Source organism: Pseudomonas azotoformans (genome assembly GCF_001579805.1).
Lineage (GTDB): Bacteria > Pseudomonadota > Gammaproteobacteria > Pseudomonadales > Pseudomonadaceae > Aquipseudomonas > Aquipseudomonas azotoformans_A.
Genome location: NZ_CP014546.1, coordinates 6,435,359 through 6,454,501 on the forward strand (window position 1 = coordinate 6,435,359; position 19,143 = coordinate 6,454,501).

General features: G+C 56.2%; 14 protein-coding genes, 1 other RNA gene and 4 pseudogenes. 7 read left to right on the forward strand and 12 right to left on the reverse strand.

Annotated features, from left to right (window positions below):
• Positions 1–49 precede the first annotated feature (49 nt).
• The 5 genes and pseudogenes from recR to dnaX all read right to left on the reverse strand — a co-directional run.
• Complete coding sequence (gene recR / locus AYR47_RS29580; protein WP_061449230.1) at positions 50–652, reverse strand: recombination mediator RecR; 603 nt, start codon at positions 650–652, stop codon at positions 50–52.
• Between the two features lie 58 nt (positions 653–710).
• Positions 711–1,736, reverse strand: coding sequence for an NADP-dependent oxidoreductase (locus AYR47_RS29585; RefSeq protein WP_033900558.1), 1,026 nt, complete (start codon positions 1,734–1,736; stop codon positions 711–713).
• A 134-nt stretch (positions 1,737–1,870) separates the two neighbouring features.
• A complete protein-coding gene (locus AYR47_RS29590; protein WP_003175481.1) occupies positions 1,871–2,209 on the reverse strand; it encodes a YbaB/EbfC family nucleoid-associated protein in 339 nt (112 codons plus the stop codon).
• 42 nt (positions 2,210–2,251) lie between these two features.
• Positions 2,252–2,605, reverse strand: a complete 354-nt coding sequence (locus tag AYR47_RS33500; protein ID WP_420492050.1) for a DNA polymerase III subunit gamma/tau C-terminal domain-containing protein — start codon at positions 2,603–2,605, stop codon at positions 2,252–2,254.
• 390 nt (positions 2,606–2,995) lie between these two features.
• Positions 2,996–4,307 (reverse strand): annotated as a pseudogene (gene dnaX / locus AYR47_RS33505) (DNA polymerase III subunit gamma/tau); the annotation flags it as partial.
• Between the two features lie 133 nt (positions 4,308–4,440).
• Between dnaX and AYR47_RS29600 the strand changes: the two are divergent.
• Positions 4,441–5,190: a substrate-binding periplasmic protein gene (locus tag AYR47_RS29600; protein WP_061449231.1), complete on the forward strand. Its 750-nt coding sequence runs from the start codon at positions 4,441–4,443 to the stop codon at positions 5,188–5,190.
• Between the two features lie 55 nt (positions 5,191–5,245).
• Positions 5,246–5,617: a VOC family protein gene (locus AYR47_RS29605; RefSeq protein ID WP_061449232.1), complete on the forward strand. Its 372-nt coding sequence runs from the start codon at positions 5,246–5,248 to the stop codon at positions 5,615–5,617.
• On the opposite strand, the pseudogene AYR47_RS29610 reads toward AYR47_RS29605, so the two are convergent.
• Positions 5,531–6,491, reverse strand: a pseudogene (locus tag AYR47_RS29610) (DMT family transporter). The gene AYR47_RS29605 and the pseudogene AYR47_RS29610 sit on opposite strands and share 87 nt — an antisense overlap.
• Positions 6,492–6,593: 102 nt before the next feature.
• Here AYR47_RS29610 and AYR47_RS29615 point away from each other — a divergent pair.
• Positions 6,594–7,457: a LysR family transcriptional regulator gene (locus AYR47_RS29615; RefSeq protein ID WP_033900552.1), complete on the forward strand. Its 864-nt coding sequence runs from the start codon at positions 6,594–6,596 to the stop codon at positions 7,455–7,457.
• Here AYR47_RS29615 and AYR47_RS29620 read toward each other — a convergent pair whose 3' ends face one another.
• Together AYR47_RS29620 and AYR47_RS29625 are read right to left on the reverse strand one after the other, a co-directional pair.
• Positions 7,458–8,048: a hypothetical protein gene (locus AYR47_RS29620; RefSeq protein ID WP_033900551.1), complete on the reverse strand. Its 591-nt coding sequence runs from the start codon at positions 8,046–8,048 to the stop codon at positions 7,458–7,460.
• Between the two features lies 1 nt (position 8,049).
• Positions 8,050–9,097: pseudogene (locus AYR47_RS29625) on the reverse strand (N-acetylmuramidase family protein).
• A 335-nt stretch (positions 9,098–9,432) separates the two neighbouring features.
• On the opposite strand from AYR47_RS29625, the gene AYR47_RS29630 reads away from it, so the two are divergent.
• Positions 9,433–10,809 carry an AAA family ATPase gene (locus AYR47_RS29630; protein WP_335340605.1) on the forward strand — a complete coding sequence of 459 codons (1,377 nt, stop codon included), beginning with the start codon at positions 9,433–9,435 and terminating at the stop codon, positions 10,807–10,809.
• Positions 10,810–10,844: 35 nt separating this feature from the next.
• Positions 10,845–11,531 carry a retron system putative HNH endonuclease gene (locus AYR47_RS29635; protein ID WP_237142515.1) on the forward strand — a complete coding sequence of 229 codons (687 nt, stop codon included), beginning with the start codon at positions 10,845–10,847 and terminating at the stop codon, positions 11,529–11,531.
• An 18-nt stretch (positions 11,532–11,549) separates the two neighbouring features.
• On the opposite strand, the gene AYR47_RS29640 is transcribed toward AYR47_RS29635, so the two are convergent.
• From AYR47_RS29640 to ffs, 3 genes are all read right to left on the reverse strand, one after another.
• Positions 11,550–13,511, reverse strand: a complete 1,962-nt coding sequence (locus AYR47_RS29640; protein WP_061449233.1) for an AAA family ATPase — start codon at positions 13,509–13,511, stop codon at positions 11,550–11,552.
• A gap of 20 nt (positions 13,512–13,531) precedes the next feature.
• Positions 13,532–13,963, reverse strand: coding sequence for a hypothetical protein (locus AYR47_RS29645; RefSeq protein ID WP_061449502.1), 432 nt, complete (start codon positions 13,961–13,963; stop codon positions 13,532–13,534).
• A 126-nt stretch (positions 13,964–14,089) separates the two neighbouring features.
• Positions 14,090–14,182, reverse strand: an RNA gene (gene ffs / locus AYR47_RS29650) — signal recognition particle sRNA small type.
• Positions 14,183–14,308: 126 nt separating this feature from the next.
• Here ffs and AYR47_RS29655 point away from each other — a divergent pair.
• Positions 14,309–15,601: a site-specific integrase gene (locus tag AYR47_RS29655; protein ID WP_061449234.1), complete on the forward strand. Its 1,293-nt coding sequence runs from the start codon at positions 14,309–14,311 to the stop codon at positions 15,599–15,601.
• A 404-nt stretch (positions 15,602–16,005) separates the two neighbouring features.
• Positions 16,006–17,526 (forward strand): DEAD/DEAH box helicase, encoded by a 1,521-nt coding sequence (locus AYR47_RS29660; protein ID WP_082781557.1) that lies wholly within the window; start codon positions 16,006–16,008, stop codon positions 17,524–17,526.
• A gap of 664 nt (positions 17,527–18,190) precedes the next feature.
• Here the strand turns inward: AYR47_RS29660 and AYR47_RS33090 are convergent.
• A pseudogene (locus AYR47_RS33090) lies at positions 18,191–18,487 on the reverse strand (energy transducer TonB family protein); the annotation flags it as partial.
• Between the last annotated feature and the right edge of the window lie 656 nt (positions 18,488–19,143).

The following is a 19,143-nucleotide window of genomic DNA, read 5'->3' on the forward strand; positions in this document are numbered from 1 at the left end:
TGAGGTGGAGGGAACTTACCAAGCGCTTGCTTGGTTATCAAGCCATCCGTTAGAGGGCGATGGGTTTGCGGCCTGCGAAGGAATGCGCCAGCGTGCCGCCATCCACCAACTCCAACTCGCCGCCCAACGGCACGCCGTGGGCGATACGCGAGGTGATCAGGCCTTTGTTGGTCAGCAATTGCGCGATGTAGTGCGCGGTCGCCTCACCTTCCACCGTCGGGTTGGTGGCCAGGATCACTTCGGTAAAAGTGCCCTGCTCTTCGATGCGCGACACCAACTGCGGAATGCCGATGGCTTCCGGGCCCAGGCCGTCCAGCGGCGACAGGTGGCCCTTGAGCACGAAGTAGCGACCTCGATAGCCGGTCTGCTCCACCGCGTACACATCCATCGGCCCTTCGACAACACACAGCAGCGTATCGTCGCGGCGCGGGTCGGCGCACTGCGGGCAGAGTTCTTCTTCAGTGAGGGTGCGGCACTGGCGGCAGTGGCCGACACCGGTCATGGCCTGGCTCAAGGCCTGGGCCAACCGGGCGCCGCCGCTGCGATCACGCTCCAGCAGTTGCAGCGCCATACGCTGGGCGGTTTTCTGGCCGACACCCGGCAAAATGCGCAGGGCGTCGATCAGTTGGCGAATCAGGGGGCTGAAGCTCATGGGCGAAGGGTCCGACAAAACAACGAGACGCGGTTTATACCCGCGCCCCGGATAAGCGTCAAATGCGCACGACCAACTTACCGAAGTTGCGCCCTTCCAACAGACCGATAAAGGCTTCGGGCGCCTGCTCCAGGCCCTCGACCACGTCCTCACGGAACTTGATCTTGCCGTCACGCACCCACGGCGCCATCGCGCTGAGGAATTCGGGCTGGCGATCACCGTAGTCATCGAACACGATAAAGCCCTGGATACGCACGCGCTTGGTCAGCAAGGTCCGTTGCAGCGCCGGCAGCCGGTCCGGGCCGCTGGGGGGTTGGTGGGCGTTGTAGCCAGCGATGAGCCCACACAGTGGAATCCGGGCCTTGGGATTGAGCAAGGGCACCACGGCGTCGAACACCTTGCCGCCGACGTTCTCGAAATAGATGTCCACACCCTTGAAGCAGGCCTGGGCCAATTCATCGGCGAAGTGTTCACTTTTGTGGTCGATGCAGGCATCGAAGCCCAACTCATCCACCACGTAGCGGCACTTGTCTGCGCCTCCGGCGATGCCGACCACGCGCAAGCCCTTGAGCTTGGCCACCTGCCCCACCACTGAGCCCACCGCGCCAGACGCCGCGGCGACGACCAGGGTTTCCCCGGTTTTGGGCTGGCCGATGTCCATCAGGCCCATGTAGGCGGTCATGCCCGGCATGCCCAGCACTCCGAGGGCCATGGACGGACTGGCCAGGCCCTTGGGCACCGGCATCAGGTTACGGCCATCGGAAATGCTGTGGCTCTGCCAACCGGTCGAGCCGACCACCAGGTCGCCCACTTCAAATTTCGGATTACGCGATTGCTCGATACGGCTGACAGCCCCGCCGGTCATCACTTCATCGATTTCTACCGGCGCGGCGTAGGACGGTGCGTCGCTCATGCGCCCGCGCATGTAAGGGTCCAAGGACAGGTACAACGTCTTCAGCAGGACCTGGCCGTCGGCCAACTCCGGCAGATTCACGCGTTCCAGGCGGAAGTTTTCCGGGGTCGGTGCGCCCTGGGGGCGTGAGACCAGGACAATGCGCTGGTTCAGGGTCGGTTCTTGAGGCATGAAGGGGCTCCTTTATCGAATCCATCGGTATAGGGTGCAGACCATGCGTGCCGTGCCAGGGTTCGATCAGATTTGGCACAAACAAAAATGCCAGGCACGAGGCCTGGCATTGGAGTCTAGCTAACGCTACCGGATCAGAACGGCAGCTTCATGCCCGGTGGCAATTGCATGCCAGCGGTGACGCCGCCCATTTTTTCCTGGCTGTTGGCTTCGATCTTGCGCACGGCGTCGTTGACGGCCGCAGCGAACAAGGCTTCGAGCATTTCCAAGTCATCTTCACCGACGCCAGGCAATACGCTTGGGTCGATGCTCACGCGCTTGATGTCGTGACGACCGGTCATCACCACGCTGACCATATCGCCACCGGCTTTACCGGTGACTTCGGCGTTGGCCAGTTCTTCCTGCATCTTGGCCATCTTTTCCTGCATCTGCTGCGCCTGCTTCATCAGGCCGGCCATGCCACCTTTCATCATGGGAATCACCTCAAAGTACGTGGATCAAGTTAGTAGCCCGGTTTATGACGCCTGGGGCACCGGGGCTTCGACAGGTTCAATAGTATCGTGACGGACGACCGCACCGAACTGTTGCATCATTTGCTGGATGAGCGGATCACCATGGATCGAGTCCTCGGCCTCACGCTGGCGGTTGATACGCCGGCGCGTCGCGGCCTGGGCCGGGGTTTCCTGCTCCGGCTTGATCAGCTCGATGGCAATGGTCAGCGTGCGCTCATGGTACTGGTTCAGTGCGTCATTCAGGCGACGTTGCTGGGTCGCGTTGAACAGGGCGCTGTGGGCCGGGTCCAGGTGCAACAGCCAGTGATCGCCGTCGATGGAAATCAGCGTGCAGTTGGCGGCGATGCTACCGGTCATGCCGGAAATCGGCAGCTTCGGAAATAATTCCAGCCATTGCAGGGCCAGGCCGGTGGCCGGCGCGGCAGCGGGTTCCGCCTCGGGCTCGGGGGCCGGTTCGGCGGTGTGTTCGCTGGCCAGGTCGTCCAGGTAGCTGTAGGGCCGAATCCATGTCCGGCTCGATGTAGTCTTCGTCCAGCGGCGGTTCGTCGTCGAGGTCGATGCCCGGCGTGGCGGCTTCCACCTGGGCCACGGTCGGCTCGGGGACCGGCGCGGACACCCATTCCGGGGCGTCCGGCACCACACTGTCCGGGGTCGGCGTAGGCATCGGCGTCAGCTCGGGCTGCTCGCCGGTGGTTTCCAGCACAGGCTCCACGGCGGGCGCTTGCTCGGCTTCGACTTCAGCTTCAACCGGATCATTCCAGGGCAGGTCGACGACCGGCTCAGGCTCGACAACCGGTTCCGGCTCGACCACCGGCGCAGCGACCACAGGCTCCGGCTCGGGCACCGGAGCGACCGGCGCAGGCGCAGCCACCACTGGCGCGACCACCGCCGCGCCAGCCACTGGTTTGGCGGAATCAACTGTGGCCTGGCTGATCCCCACTGGCTTTAGCGGCTGTCTCGGCGCATCGGCCGAATCGGCGGGCCGGAACGCCAGCATCCGCAGCAGCACCATTTCAAAGCCACCACGCGGGTCGGGCGCCAGGGGCAGGTCACGGCGGCCGATCAGGCCCATCTGGTAATAGAACTGCACATCTTCGGCCGGCAATGCCTGGGCCAGGGCCAACACGCGGTCGCGGTCGCCATGGCCGTTGTCGACACCCTCAGGCAGGGCCTGGGCGATGGCGACGCGGTGCAGCACATTGAGGATCTCCGAGAGCACGCCATTCCAGTCCGGGCCTTGCTCCGACAGGTGACGCACGGCTTCGAGCAACGCCTTGGCGTCGCCTTCGATCAACGCGTGCAGCACATCGAAAACCTGACCGTGGTCGAGGGTGCCAAGCATGGCGCGCACGTCGGCAGCCATGACCTTGCCTTCACCAAAGGCAATGGCCTGGTCGGTGAGGCTCATGGCGTCACGCATCGAGCCATCGGCGGCGCGGCCAAGCAGCCACAGCGCATCGTCTTCGAACGGTACGTTCTCGACGCCCAGCACATGGGTCAAATGCTCGACCACCCGCTCTGGGGTCATGTTTTTCAGGGAGAACTGCAGGCACCGCGACAGAATCGTTGCAGGAAGTTTCTGCGGGTCGGTCGTGGCCAGGATGAATTTGACGTACGGTGGCGGCTCTTCCAGGGTTTTCAACAGGGCGTTGAAGGAATGGCTGGAGAGCATGTGCACTTCGTCGATCAGGTAGACCTTGAAGCGGCCGCGACTCGGCGCGTACTGCACGTTGTCGAGCAGCTCGCGGGTGTCTTCGACCTTGGTGCGGCTCGCGGCGTCGATCTCGATCAGGTCGACAAAGCGCCCTTCGTCGATTTCCTTGCACACCGAGCAGGTGCCGCATGGCGTGGAAGTGATACCGGTTTCACAGTTCAGGCATTTGGCGATGATGCGCGCAATGGTGGTCTTGCCCACCCCTCGCGTACCGGTGAACAGGTACGCGTGGTGCAGCCGCTGGCTGTCCAAGGCATTGATCAGAGCCTTGAGCACATGGGTCTGGCCGACCATTTCGCGGAACGAGCGCGGACGCCATTTACGTGCAAGAACCTGATAACTCATGGAAAACCGTCGCAACTGGGAAACAGAAGCCGGTAATGCTAGCGGAGCAAGGGGGAAATTGCATCCGGCACGCTTGCCTAATCTGACTAAGCTCTTGTGACTGGCCCCAAAAAGGCCTGAACCCGGAGAGCTTATGCGCGCAGTCCTGGGCGTTTTATGGATGATTGCCACGGCCAGCCTTGCAGCGCCCGCACCGCTGCGCTTCTCGGTTTCCGACAGTTGGGCGATGCCCATGGTGCAGCTGGAGGACGGCCGGCCCACTCAGGGCATTTTGTATGACGTGATGTTAAGCCTGGCCACCCAGGTCGGCCGCCCGGCGCAATTTCACGTATTGGCACGGGCGCGCATCTCCAGCGCCATGGAACACGGTGATATCGATGTGCGCTGCTATGTCACCCAGGCCTGGGTCGACGACCAGTCCGGTGACTACACCTGGAGCATTCCGCTGATGGTGCAGCGCAACCTGTTGGTCAGCACGCACATTCCTGCGCAGCCGGTACAGGTCGACAAACTCGCGCCGCAAGCCATCGGCACCGTGCTCAATTACCGCTACGCCACCCTCGACCCGCTGTTTGCCAGCGGCCAGCTCAGCCGCGACGATGCGCGCAGCGAAGAGCAGGTGCTGCACAAACTGGTGGCCGGGCGTTTCAAGTTCGCGGTGATCAATGAATGGATACTCGACCGCTTCAACCAGCGGATGCCGGTGGGCAAACGCCTGCACAAGGTGGCGGTGATCGATGAGCAGAACCTGGGCTGCACCGTGCGCAATGACCCGAACGTGCCGGTGCAGTTGATCCTGCGCACCTTGTTACGGATGAAGATGTCGGGCGAGATCGACCAGATCATCCAGCTCTACACCGGTGAGACTCCTGACAGGAACTGACAGCACCGCCTTATAGACTCGGCTCCCTCACAACACGCCCTTCCAAGGAGCCCGCATGCACACCGTCGCCCATTACTTTTTGCTCTACGTCGACAGCCCGGCCACCAGCGCCAACTTCTATAGCCGCCTGCTGGACAAGCCGCCGGTGGAGCTCAACCCGACCTTCGCCCTGTTCATTCTCGACAGTGGCGTGAAGCTGGGCCTGTGGTCGCGCCATACCGTGGAACCCGCCGCGCAGCTCACGGGCGGTGGCGGTGAAGTGGGGATGTCCCTGGCCGACAAGGCCGCCGTGGATGCCCTGCACGACCAGTGGGTAGCACGCGGCGCGACGATCATCCAGTCACCGACCACCCTGGATTTCGGCTACACCTTCGTCGCCCAGGACCTCGACGGCCACCGGCTGCGCGCGTTTTGCCTGAGCGAGTGACCGCCAGCGTCCTTCCAGGCTGATGGCGGCCACGCTGGCCAACACGAGCACACCGCCCAGCACCACTTGCAGGGGGATGTGCTCGCCCAGCAGTGTCGCCGCCATCGTCATGGCCACGGGCGGGATCAGGTACATCGCCACCGAGGCGCGGCTGACCTCGACATGTTTCAACACATAACCCCAGGCCAGGTACGCCAGGGCACTGGGAAATATCCCGAGCACCAGCACCGCGAGGTTTTCCGGTAACGGCGCCTGCACCACCGCAGCGGGCAGGCCCGGTAGATTCACGCAGAGCATCAAGGTGCCCGCCCACACCATGTAGCACGCCATGGTCAGCGGGCTATAGCGATGGGCGTAGTGTTTCTGGATGGCGAAGTACAGGCTCCACGACACCGCCGCCAGCAGGATCAACAGGCCCCGCGGGTCGATATCGCCCAGGCCGTGATCGCCCCAGATCACCACCAGCACACCCAGCAGGCCCGAGCAACACACAGCTCCAGCGCCAGAGGCTGACCCGTTCCTTCAAGCAGAAAAATGCGATCAGCACGCTGAACAGCGGCGCCGATTGCGCCAACACGCTGGACGCCGCCGCCGTGACGAATTGCTGTCCGTAATTCAGGCTGGTGTGATGCAGGAACACCCCGAAAAAACTCAACACCAGCAGCCACGGCAGATCCCGCAGACGTGGCCGACCAATGCCCATCACCAGCGCCACACCGGCCATGAACACCGAGGCGATCAAGAACCGCAGCAGCGCCAGCTGGCCAGGGCTGTAGCTGTGCAGCCCCATGTGCACACCAATCGGCGAATAGGCCCAACAGAGGATGACGCTGGCGATGACTAGCGTAAGCTTCAGGGGTGACGGGGTGTTCATCGACGGCATCCGAAAACTGAGAAGGAATGCCGTCAGTCTTGGCCCGCACAAGTCGTAGGACAATTAAGCGTTTCTGACTTCTGAAATCACTGGAACTGAGCAATGGAACTGGCCCAACTGAAAATGGTGCGAGCCGTGGCGCAAACCGGCAGCGTGGCCCAGGCCGCCGTGCAACTGCATTGCGTGCCGTCCAACATCACCACGCGGATCAAGCAACTGGAAAGCGAGTTGGGCACGCCGCTGTTCATCCGCGCGGGGCGTGGGTTGGCGATCAGTGCGGCGGGGGAGATTTTCCTCGATTACTGCGAACGCATCCTCGCCCTGGTGGACGAATCCAAACGCGCCGTGGACGCCACCGCCATTCCCCGCGGCACTTTGCGCATCGGCGCGGTGGAGTCCAGCGCCAGTGGCCGCCTGCCGCCGCTGTTGGCGGAGTATCACCGGCGCTACCCGGATGTCAGCCTGGAATTAGTAACCGGCGCCTGGGGCGAGCTGCTCGATGACCTGCAACACCATCGCCTGGATGTGGCGCTGGTGGCCGCCGGCAACAAACGCGCAAAGCTCGACCACAGCGTGGTCTACAGCGAGCGCCTGGTGCTGATCGCCAGCGCCTCCAGCGAACCGATTCGCAGCGCCGAAGACCTGGCTGGCCGCACCTTGTTGGTGTGGCCACCGGGCTGCCCCTATCGGGCGGCGCTGGAGAACTGGGTCAAGCCCCACGCCTTCAAGCCGACCATTGCCAGCTATGCCAGTTGGGGCACGATCATTGGTTGCGTGAGTGCCGGGATCGGCGTGGCGCTGGCGCCGGAAGGCATCCTGGCCCGCTATGAGCAGGCCAATCAGCTGGCATCGTACCGGTTCGAAGAACTACAGGCGGTGGACAACCTGCTGTTCTGGCACAAGGACACCCAGCGGCATCTGGCGCGGGATGCGTTTGCTGGGTTGTTGCGTGAAACCTTCGGCTGATCAGCTTTTAGGGGCCGCCAAACGCGCGTACTGGTCCTGGCTGATCCAGCCAGTAAACGAGCGGTCATCGGCATTGATGAACTCGACCTGGGCCCAGCCATCCTTGAAGGCCAGCACACCGACCACGTCATTCTTGACAATGTAGGGGCGCTTGGCGGCCTTGGCACTCGGGCTCTTCAACAGGTAGGCCTTGTCGGCGGACACCTTCACCAAGCCGATCCATTTCGTGCTGGCAGTCTGGGTCAAGTCCAAACCGGTAGCAATCTCCGGCATCAGCACATTAAGGCAGCCGGGGTGCTGACGGCCTTCCGCCACGGTCAGGGTCACTCCGTCGGATGAAGGCGCCACGCTGCCGGGATAAGCCTCATCGAGCCAGGTGGTCAGCGCGGCGGGCTTGCCTTGCAGGTAGAACGCGCAGCTGCGGGTCACGCCCTCGCCCATCGCTTCCGAGTAATAACCTTCCACCTGGTGCTCAGGCGTCACCGCCAGCATCAGCCCTTCGTACTTGCCAGAATGCAACGCAGGCGAACCAGCAAATGCGGGGACAACGGCGCACAACGACAACACACCTACTGCTAGAAAACGCATCATCTTATTTTTTCCCTTCAAGTTTCTCGTAGGCTTTTTGCATAAGGACGTCATAGTTGCCGTAGTCCTCGCCGTTATAGTTACGCGCCATGCCGGTGAAATCTTTGCTTTTCATGGCTTTCATCAATGCCGGGCTCTTGCTGCAAAAACCGAGGAACGCCTTTAGTTGGTTGCCGGCATTCACTTTTAATGCCGCCGAGAATTCAAACACCGTCTTGTAACCGCAGGACGCGTAGTTGAAGCCCATGATCTGAAACATGCCCCAGGACGCCGACATCAACGCGGCTTCCTGATCCAGCGCAAAGGCGGTGGCCATGGTTTCCCAGGCCTTGGCCTGGTCCTTGTTATTGGCCTGCCACTGCGGCCCGGCCTTTTTCTTGTAGGGGTAGGACAGCAGCGGATGCGCCTGGTCGTAGATGTGCTTGGTGTACTTGCGAAACAGGTGCCCTTCAAACGCGATCACCGGCAGCTTGGGCCGGCCCGAACCCCGAACGCCCGCCGGACTCCACGGTGGCGAACGCCTTGATGATATTCACCGAAATACCGCCGCCCAACTGCGTGGCGGCATTCTGGAAATCGCTCTCGCTGAGGGTCATGCCCCCGTCGCACGTGGCCTGGAGCATCAACTGGCGGTTGCGCTTCTCGGCCTCGATCATCGCGCGCATGCGGTCCAGGTACACATTGACCGTGGCCTGTACCGCATCGCCCTGGTTGTTGCCGAACACATTCAGGAAAGTCGGGATGCGCATGCTCGGAAACGCCTTCACCGGCACCTTCACCGCCTCTTCGATCAGACTGTTGAAGGTTTTACCGGTCGGGTCGATCACCCCATCGGGGTGCGCATATTTGAGATGACGGAACTGGTACTGGCTGATGCACTGCACCAACTGGCCGTCGCACTTGCCGTTTTCGGTCAGCGGAAATCCCAGTTTTGGAATGATCAGATTGAATAAATATTGGATGCACTGCACATCGGCGGGCAAGTTGCGGGCTTTACCGGGCGCACCTACCGAAGCACTGATAAGACGGGGCAACCCTTGCAGGCTTTTCATCAAAGACATCCTTGTTAGTTAAAGAAGTGATGGCACTTCAATATCAACTCCACACCTTGTCATACTCTGAAACAAGTGGCTGGCGGAAACTAACAAGGTGGTTTTAGGTTGTAAAGCCACGAGTTTCAAAGTTGTGAAATAGCTATCGAACACCGATTGGCCGCTAGCATTGGCTTACCAGTCTCATGAGATCTTCTTGGAGAGCCACGGGAGAGGCATGCCCGTACCGCCAGGTTTGCTTAGCGTTTTCATCTTTTCCATTTAATATGCAATACCCCGCCGAGCAAAGCGATGTGCCCTACGCTTGGCCAGATGATCGAATCGGAGAAACGACTGTGAGACTCGACAAACTGCGCGTGCAGAATTACCGCTGCTTTGGAGAGTTCGAAATTGACTTCGACCCTCATCTAACCGTCTTGATCGCATCCAACGGGGGCGGCAAAACCACTATTCTGGATGCCGCGCGCGTTGCTTTATGGCCTTTTGTCAAAGGTTTCGATCTCGGCAGCCAAACCGGAAAATCCGCGACAATTCAAATCGACGACGTGCGTCTAGCCCATCTCGCCAGTGGCAACATGGAGCCCCAAATCGCCAGCGTTATTGAAGCCAAGGGGGTTTGGGAGCCAAACGAGGCTGAAAACATCTGGTTACAGCAGCGTACGAGCTTGAAAAAATCGACCAACACCCTTGGTGACTTAGGTTCGAAAGCACTGACGGGATACAGCAAGTCTCTTCAGGAAAAAGTACGCCGTGATGAGTCTATCGTCTTGCCATTGGTGAGCTACCTCGGCACATCACGTCTTTGGTACGAAGGCCGTTTTACTTCTGCAGCGGCTCAAACCACTCTCGACAGATCTGAATATTCCAGAACATCTGGCTATCTGAACTGCCTCTCCTACTCGTCAAGCTTCAAAACGTTTACGGCATGGTATGGCTGGGTCTACCGCAGCTATCGGGAAGCACAGGTGATTTCTCTTGAGCGTAGTACTGAGCTGTCCGATCTTGGTGTTCGCTTCGCGCAGATAATCAAGGCTGTCAAAGAGGCAATTGATCGACTGATACAAGCCCCGACCGGCTGGCACAGCCTGGAATACAGTGAGAGCCATCAGCAGCAGTTGATCATGCATCATCCTGAGCAAGGCATATTACCTGTAGAGATGCTCAGTGACGGACTGCGGAATGCCATTGCCATGGTTGCCGATTTAGCTTTTCGAGCCTGCAAGCTCAATCCACATTTAGGTGATCAGGCCCCTTTACAAACTCCCGGTATCGCATTGATTGACGAGGTGGATATGTTTCTACACCCGCACTGGCAACAAAAAATCCTGGGGTCCTTGCGATCGGCTTTTCCGGCCATGCAATTCATTGTCACCACCCACAGCCCACAAGTTTTAAGTACAGTGCGGCGCGAAAATATTCGAGTCATTGGCAAAGATGTTCAGGGCAAGCTGATTGCCTCACCTCCCCTGGCAATGACCTATGGCGAGCCGAGCAATAACGTTTTACACAGTGTAATGCAGGTAGATCCGCAACCTCCGGTAATTGAAAAAGCGGACTTGTTGTTACTCACCGAATGGGTAGACAAGGGGCGATACGATGAACAGCCTGCTATTGAATTGATGAAGGCGCTCACAACGGCATTGAGTGAGCAGCACCCTCAACTTCAGCGCCTGCAGCGCAGCATCAAACGGCAGAGAGCACTTAACAAATGAGGCCTATTCATAAGCGCGGACATGGCCCCTATCACTTGAATAACTCACATGCAAATCCACCCAGCACTGCCAAGGCGGCTACCAGTCGGTGGTCGGGGTTTGGCCATAAGCAGCAAGTTTTAGACTGCCTACTCGAAGAGCAATATGGTCTGTGTTGCTATAGCGAGGTACGACCCGACCAAGCCGGTCTAGGCCTGCACATAGAACACGTAGAAAATAAAAGCCAGAACCCGCACCGTACATTCGACTACAACAATCTCGCTGCTTGCGCATTGGATAGCAAAACAGATCTGCGCGCATTCAGAGGGCTCGCTTCAGAAGTGTTCGGTGGCCACGCCCCTGGTAAGTCAGAAGCGGTAGATATCCATCGCTTTGTATCCTGCCACCAACCCGATTGCAGTCGTTTTTTTGCATACCTTTCCGATGGTCGCATTGTATCTGCCGATGGATTATCCGTAGAAGATCAAGAGCGAGCGTCCTACACCATCGCCCTACTCAATCTGAATAGCCCATTTCTTCGGGATTTACGCCAACGATGGTGGGATGAACTGGAAACGCTTTTCGATGAGCACATTGAGCAGGATATGAGCCTTCACTGCCTCGCAGGTATTGACCTCGTACCTCGAGAAAACCAACTGAGTCCATTCTTCAGTATTACCCGAAACTTTTTCGGCCAAATTGCCGAAGAGGTTATAGAGCAGGACGCGCCCTATCTGGCGTAATCACACACAATCGCTCAATCAATAGCCGTGGAGTTCACGGGTTTTCTGATAGGTGTGGAAATCAATCCACTCCACCACGTCGTAAGGCAGGTACAGCTGCACCCGAGCCCGTGAAATGGCGATGTACACCGCACACAGTCGCTGGTCGAACGCATAGGCGTCCTTGAACTTCACGTTGGTCAACAACTCTGGCGTGAGCAACACCCGGTCGAACTCCATGCCACCCGCCTCCTCCGCCAACATCAGCAGGCAGCGTTTGCCGGGGATGCCGCTGAGGCGGTTCAAACGCGTGATATCAGCGACGTTGAAGCCTTTTTCCAGCTCGCTCTCGACCCACAGGAACGACTCGTCGTACTGGCTGGCATCGCGCACCTGTTGCCAGTCATCCATGTCACTGAAGTACGCATGGGGACCATTGTCGTTGTGCTCGTTGCTGTAGAACTCCGGCTTGAACAGCGCGATGACGCTGATCATGAAGCGCTGCAGATCCTGTTGCGCGGCACTGTCGAAGAAGCCAAACGGGCAGTTGGCCTGTTGCAACTGGATGGCCCATTTCATGGTGTCCCAAGGGGACGCGGTCAACACCACGCAGCCTTCGGGCGGCACGAAACCCTGGGGGTAATGCTCAATGCCGACGTCGGCATCCCGCGCGCCTTCGAAGGGTGTCTTGCCCTTCTGCGAGTGCACGCTGATCAGCGGGTTGACCAGGCGCTCGACGTTGCGGCCCGAACGCACGGAGTAATTGATATCGGTGTGCCGGACTTCGCGCTTGCGCCTGACCATTACACCGCTGGCCAATTGATACTCATCGCCAAGGGTGATCAACACCTGGCGGCCGCGTTCGATAATCTGCAACAACGAAGGCGGAATGTCTTGGCTTTCATCGATCAGCACATGGGTGTAGCGAGGCGGCACCACGCATCCATCGAGGCTTGCACGCTTGATCAGTAACAGCGCGGCAAAGGCCGTCTGACCGGCCCATTGCGGGTTGGCTTGAACGTACGTCCACAACCGGCTGGAGTACTCCAGCAACGCCTGGGCATCCACGCTGGACAGAGGCTGTTTGAAATGCGGCAAATGCCGGGCCGACAGACTGTGATGGTTGGAGTGGCAATAGCTGTCGAGCACCTTCAGGCAGATATCGAGCGTGGCCGCGCCATCGTGTCCGCGCCAGCCATGTATATTCAGGGTCTGCGACACTTCGTGTTTGCCGGGCAACCGGGCCGGCGTGGCCTGCGCGGCGGGGCGCTGCCCTTGCAAGAGTGCCTTGGCGAAGGCGGCAAAGGTCGAACCGGTCTTACTGTCCTTGGCCAGCCCCATGCGTTCACGCAAAGTCGCGAGTTTTGCCCCCGTGCGGGCCAATATCAGGGTCTGGGCCGGCCGCAGGCACTCCATCAACGCGCCGAGCAGGTGGCTCTTGCCGATGCCCGCGTAGCCTTGGACATGCAGGTCTTCGTTCAGGTTGGCGCGAAAGGTCCGCACCAGCTTGTCCTGGGCCGGGCTGAGCCAGCGCTCGCGGTGCCGGGGCGTGACCATCTGCTGGCTGAAGGGATCGTTGCTGCGCAAATGGCGGACCTTGTAGCCGATATCCCATTTACCCGTAGGCAGCAGGTAATCCCGCGCCGCGACTTCTTCAGCCGAGAGCAGGCGCAGATTGACGGTTTTAAGGGCATTGAAGCCGAAGTACAGCTTGCGCGGATCGAACAGCCGCTGGGCTTCGGACAACAACGTGGCGGCGCCCTCTGCCTGGGTATCCACCGACCAATCGAGCAACTTGGCCAGGATGCGCTCGGCACCCGCGCACGTCAGGTCCTTTTGCGCCGCCTGGGCCAGGTTCTGGATCACCAGCACGGCGGCCAACTCCGGGTCCGTCAGGCCGACCAGGGCCTTGGCAGCGTCCGCGCCGAGCAGGGCCGTGCAGGTTTCCTCCGTGACAGGCAGGAAGACCGGGCTGGCTAAATCAAAGTGTTCCGGTTGCATAACGCCTCGCCGCCAGGGAATCAGGCATTGCCCTGACCGCCCAGTTCAAACCGATACTCCCCGAGGGAGCCTGACATACCGCCCCAATGAGGACCCGCGTCAGCCGTAGTAACCATCGCAGTGACCTGCTGCTGAAGTTCGAAGACCGCCATATCCAGTAGCCGGCGCAGGTCTTCGGCACTCTGTGCGGCCACATTCAATTGCAGCGTGTAGGCACCTGTGAGGGGCGGCGCTGCTGGATCGGCAGGCGGTGCGGGCTCGTTGGCCACCTCCCCCGTCCGGATCATTTCCGCCTGGCTGAGGATTTCCGCGTGTTCGTCGTCCATAAGGTCCAGCACCCGTGACAATTCCAGGGTCTGTTCAGGATGGGATTGAATGCGGTCCTTGATCTCCAGGCGCCGCATCTGCCACTCCCGCAGCTTCTCGCGCGTGAGGTCGTCGACTTTTTCCACGTGTGTTGTCTCCGGATGCCAGGCACTGGAGTATGCCGCCATGGACTGCTCGATGGCAGATGGCTTGAATGCATTTTTTGAATTGAATTTAAGGAGGTGTTGCAAGGAAGAGCGTTATGGAGGCAACCCCACCAGCCACACCCCGGCACACAATGTTCCCGCTGTGGCTGCTGCCTTCCGGCTCTGACCAGGTTCACGGGTAATCGTTGAAAGCCATATGGGGCAAGGGTAACAGGCTTTTGAGGTTGTCTCTATTCTTCCGTGCCAACACCCGGTGCGGACAGTCAGAAATCGGGGTGTAGCCAGCACTGTCACACACAGCTGCCACACATCGGTGTCACACATATGGCCTACATAATCCGTCGCGGGGCTTTCTACTATTTGAATCTGCGACTACCTAAGCACCTCTTCCTAAGGTGTCACACCTTACGTTTGAGCCTGAACATCCGGGACCGGCAAAGCGCGTTGCTTCTTGCTGCATTTCTGGCCCAGCGGGTGCATAAGCACTTATCAGAACACCCCCTGGATGGCTTTCAGACGCTGCGTAGGCTGTGTTCGGAGTGGCGTGATTCAGCACCCATGCCGACCATCCAAAACGCATCACGGAAGGTTCCAGCCATCAGCGTGAAGTGCAATGTGGACGGACCTACACTGACCACCCTGTCCAAGCTGTATATCGAGGAAGGAAAACGTGGTGGCACGTGGCGTGAGGTCAGCACACACGAAGTTGAACGTGCATTACGAGATTTGTTCGAACTGATGGGCGATATGCCTGTATTTGAGTTCGATGTGCATCAGGCCCGACTGTTGAAGGATCGTCTGAGCCGTTGCCCCCAATACTTCGCTCTGCTACCCCAGTTTAAGGGCAAGACGTTAACTCAAGTGATTGACTCTGGTGGCAAGTACAAAAGCATCACCGCCGTGACCGTGAACAACCGTCTACGTAAACTCTCGGCATTCATGAATTGGTGCAAATCCAATGGTTACATTACCGACAACCCCTTGTTGGGACTCAAGATGATGACGGGGTCGGCGAAAGATGCACGACTGTCGTTTGATCAACGCGACCTGAGCATCCTTCTCGACTTAAATGCACTCAAGGAAGAATCACGTAAGCATCCATGGAGGTTTTGGCTCCCATTGCTTGGTAGGTTCACCGGCGCCCGACTGGAAGAACTTTGCCAGTTGCACGTTACCGACTTCGTCACGCTGCAAGGATTCGAGTGCATCCGGATTGACGATGGTCACCACGCCCAAAACCTGAAGAACAGTAGCAGTCGCCGAACTCTCCCAATCCATCCAACGTTGATTCAGCTTGGACTGCTTGATCACCTGAATAATCAGCGTATTCAGGGCTCTGATCGTTTATTCCCAGAACTGGAGCCTGTTCGCGGAAAGCTAGGCCACGCGCCGTCGAAGTGGTTTAGTCGATATAGGATTAAAATGGGCGTCACCGACCCAAAGAAAACCTTTCACAGCTTCCGCCACACAATGATCGATGATCTTAGGGATGCCGGAGTACAAGACTCCTTGATCAAGCGCATTGCTGGGCATGAAGACAGCAGTATTACCTTTCGCGTTTATGGAAGCAGGATACCGATAAAAGCAATGCTAAAAGCCCTGACCTACATACGGTGATGAACGCCGCGTGAAAACCACGGTAATCTGACTGAATATCGTCCTAGGACTCTTACCACGCTTCACCCAATGCACTTCGCTAGGGGTGAAGCAACTCCACAGATTAATTTCATAAAATCATCAAAAGCAACCAATTAACCAAACTAGCACACCACCTGGCCGTTTACATCATTTACCAGATCATTTACATCAAACAAAAACAATACAACCAGTACCAGTCCACGATTAAGTTAGAAATCTACAACCATAAAGATCGATCCAACTTTATTCAGACTGAATGTTTAGAATGGCACCCCCCGCATTGTATAGTTGCCCCATCGAATGAGTAACAAGCACACCAGACATTCGAACGCACATCCGGCAATCAACGCCATCCTACAACTGAAAAAACCACTGGAAAACCAATGAACAGCAAAATCATTCACGTATCTATTGCAGCACCTGGCACAGGTAAAACCATGGCGGCAATTTCTGCTATTCCTGGAATGCTTGCTCATGGAAAAAAAATTCTCTACGTAGCACCAACACTTGCACTGGCAGACCAAGTTCTTAAAGACATCCGTAGAATTTGTAGTTTTCTTGAACCTATTATTATTGATTCACGCTGTGAAGGATCAGCAGAGGCAAACCTGAACAAAATGCTGAACCCAAAAGAAATTTCGCATTTAATTATCTGCCAGCATATCACTTTCCAAAAGTGTTCAACAAAACACTTGCGCGACTGGACGATCATCATTGATGAGCTGCCTATGCCCATCAGTCTTCGTCATATGACCTTCGACCAAATACAACTCAAGCGCTTGGACCTCATTGAGATCATTGACAACCAAATCAAAATCAAACAAAACAAATACGAAGCCATCAAAAATGAAGTAGCCACGTTCAAAAAATCTAACAACCAGGGATACAATCAAATTGACACCACATTATCCCCTGCCGCGCAAGATATTTACAGCGCGATTTTGAACAAGCTTCCCGTATTCGCTGATACATATTATTCAGGCCGTGAAAAAACCGTGATTCGAATCATTGAAGAATATGGATTTTTCGAACGATTCCACATGGCACAAGAAGTACATCTTTTGTCAGCCACGCTCAAGGGCTCACTGTTCGATTGGTTCGCGAGAGCCAATGGGTTTACGTATGCACACTCACACTTCGCTCAAAGCACCGTCGACAACGGAAAAGATGTAACTATTTTTCCAATGCTGTCCGACAAGAACCACTGCTCACGAGGAGTATTGGATTCAGTGGACAGTGCTTCCAATGACGGATGCACAGTCCTGCAATCGATGGCAAATTTTATTAGCCAACAATTGACTAACCGGGAATCCTGCCTGATGTTTGCGTACAAATGGGGCAAAAATGTCCGTAGTGGTAAATTCATTCAGTGCAAAATTGATAGCCGTGGACTCAATAATTTTACAGATACACATTGCGCATTCACAGCATTCCATGGAAACCCTAATCCATTGGCATACAAATCGCTTGAATACATTGCAAAAAAATACAACAGACCAACAGATGCACTGCAAAAAGCATGGAAATTCACATACAAGTTGGAAATGACTTTGCAGAATGTCTTTCGGACGTCGCTGCGAAGCAAAACAATCGACAAGCCGGTCAAACTGTACGTCCAAGATAATGAAGCCGCCGAATTTTTGAAAAACACGTACCTTCCAAATGCAAAAATTGAAAACAGTATGGCTAGAACCTACAAGGAGAAGAAAAAGCCTGGGCCAGCACCACACCCGGAACGCGAACGGGCGATTATTTTGCTCAAAAACGGTATGAAGCAGGCAGATGTTGCACGGGAAACCATGCTTGATAAGATGACCATCTGCAAATACGCAAAACTCATTCATCGGATCAAAGCAGAAGAAAACAGGGCAAACTCCACCCATACCCTTGAACAGTGGTTGTAAGTCCGAAACTCAAATCATGTGAGCGTAAACAGTTCCCTAGAACACTATAAGGTATCTATTTACAAAAAGTACCAGCACCGTAGGTGCTTCCGAAGCAAAGCGAGGAAGGTGAACAGAAAATAATATCTACTTAATTTGATGCTCGCCTACCGGCTTCGCATGAACTGCGTTCCAGTGATACCTTCCAGCTACAGGCTTTACCTCCAATCTACAATCGTGCATGCCTGTGGAGAAAACACAATCACCTAAAACAGTTCTCATTCAAATTGTAACCATAACAGTTACTCACTCTGACTGTAATGCTTTGTATCGTTCAAGCATTACAGCCAAGTTTTTCCTGTGCAATTCAAATGATTCGTTAACACTAACGCCAGTAACCAAATCACACATACAGTATAGTATTCAGCAGACTTCCGAGCCAGCACTACATGTAATGTCACACCACCACATTAATTGATTCGCCATTCCTCGACTGCAAACCGCCTTACAGCCAACTACATTAGCCACAAAGTATGGTTACAGTATCGAAAGCACGTATGCTGCATTTGAAAAACCGGCTAACCACACTACAACCTCGACTACCGCAAACCAGTTTCGCGCTGCATTCTATAACCAAAATCAGTACACACTAATACACAAGTTCATGTACGACCTAAAACACCCGTTAAAAAGTTAAGTCACCGGGGGTGAACGACATTTCAAATAGTCGATATTTGACTTTATCAGCAAGCTTCATTTCCTGCATTTCAGTGAGAATACCAATGTTCTTGACTGCGGCTACTGCTGATTTATCAAATGCCAAGTCACCACTGGTTTTGGCTACGTCAACCGAGGTCACAGTTCCATCTGGATTGATGCTGATTTCCAATTCAACGACCATTCCCTGCCTTGCCGATGGCGGCCGTGTCCAGCCTTCGGAAGCCCTGGCCCTAATAAGTTCGTCAAAGTGAGCAGCCAGATCAGGATATTCCTGTTTGATGTATACAGGTGGGGGGGCAGGAACAGGAGCGGTAGTCAGCAGTTTTGCTGACTGCTTTACGATTTTTTTCTTATCAGTAGTTAGCCGCTCAATAACTAGGGTTCCGTACACATCTGTGCCTACCACGCGAACAAACTGCCCTTGGAGTTTTCGCCCATTGAAATCACCTTGTTCTTGTTTGACTGCAACCCTCAACCGGCCACTGCTTTCCCATATGTAACAAAGCCCATCACCGCACGCAGTGATTGCGAACTCTTTATCCAGTTCAAATGCTTTGTTTTTGAACCAACTCAAGTCTTGGTTTTGGTTGCTTGCAAAAGCCCTTGAGAGCCCACCCCAATAGCTCACGTTATTGGCGTCTTCAAGTGCTTTCAAATTAGTTTCACTATCATTCTGCCCAAGTGCAATCGCGGGCAAAAGCATCAAAGCCGATATAAACTTTCGCATAATACTTCCCTTGTTCTAATCATTAGCGAGCCAGATAACGTTATTAGCAGGAAGCCTCCCATGTGAAGTCCCTGCTGACGGGCATAAATATTTAGCGATATGTGTTACCGAACAGGCGTTTTGTTATGGTTACTAATCTGGATCACAAGTATCAGTTCCTGTACGTCAACCATACTAACCCCATCACAATT

Coding starts and splice junctions, on each gene's coding strand:
- AYR47_RS29615 (WP_033900552.1), top strand. CDS start 6,594: ATGGAACTGGCCCAACTGAAAATGGTGCGAGCCGTGGCGCAAACCGGC.
- AYR47_RS29655 (WP_061449234.1), top strand. CDS start 14,309: ATGGCCTACATAATCCGTCGCGGGGCTTTCTACTATTTGAATCTGCGA.
- AYR47_RS29605 (WP_061449232.1), top strand. CDS start 5,246: ATGCACACCGTCGCCCATTACTTTTTGCTCTACGTCGACAGCCCGGCC.
- AYR47_RS29590 (WP_003175481.1), bottom strand. CDS start 2,209: ATGATGAAAGGTGGCATGGCCGGCCTGATGAAGCAGGCGCAGCAGATG.
- AYR47_RS29660 (WP_082781557.1), top strand. CDS start 16,006: ATGAACAGCAAAATCATTCACGTATCTATTGCAGCACCTGGCACAGGT.
- AYR47_RS29640 (WP_061449233.1), bottom strand. CDS start 13,511: ATGCAACCGGAACACTTTGATTTAGCCAGCCCGGTCTTCCTGCCTGTC.
- AYR47_RS29620 (WP_033900551.1), bottom strand. CDS start 8,048: ATGATGCGTTTTCTAGCAGTAGGTGTGTTGTCGTTGTGCGCCGTTGTC.
- recR (WP_061449230.1), bottom strand. CDS start 652: ATGAGCTTCAGCCCCCTGATTCGCCAACTGATCGACGCCCTGCGCATT.
- AYR47_RS29585 (WP_033900558.1), bottom strand. CDS start 1,736: ATGCCTCAAGAACCGACCCTGAACCAGCGCATTGTCCTGGTCTCACGC.
- AYR47_RS29600 (WP_061449231.1), top strand. CDS start 4,441: ATGCGCGCAGTCCTGGGCGTTTTATGGATGATTGCCACGGCCAGCCTT.
- AYR47_RS33500 (WP_420492050.1), bottom strand. CDS start 2,605: ATGACCGGTAGCATCGCCGCCAACTGCACGCTGATTTCCATCGACGGC.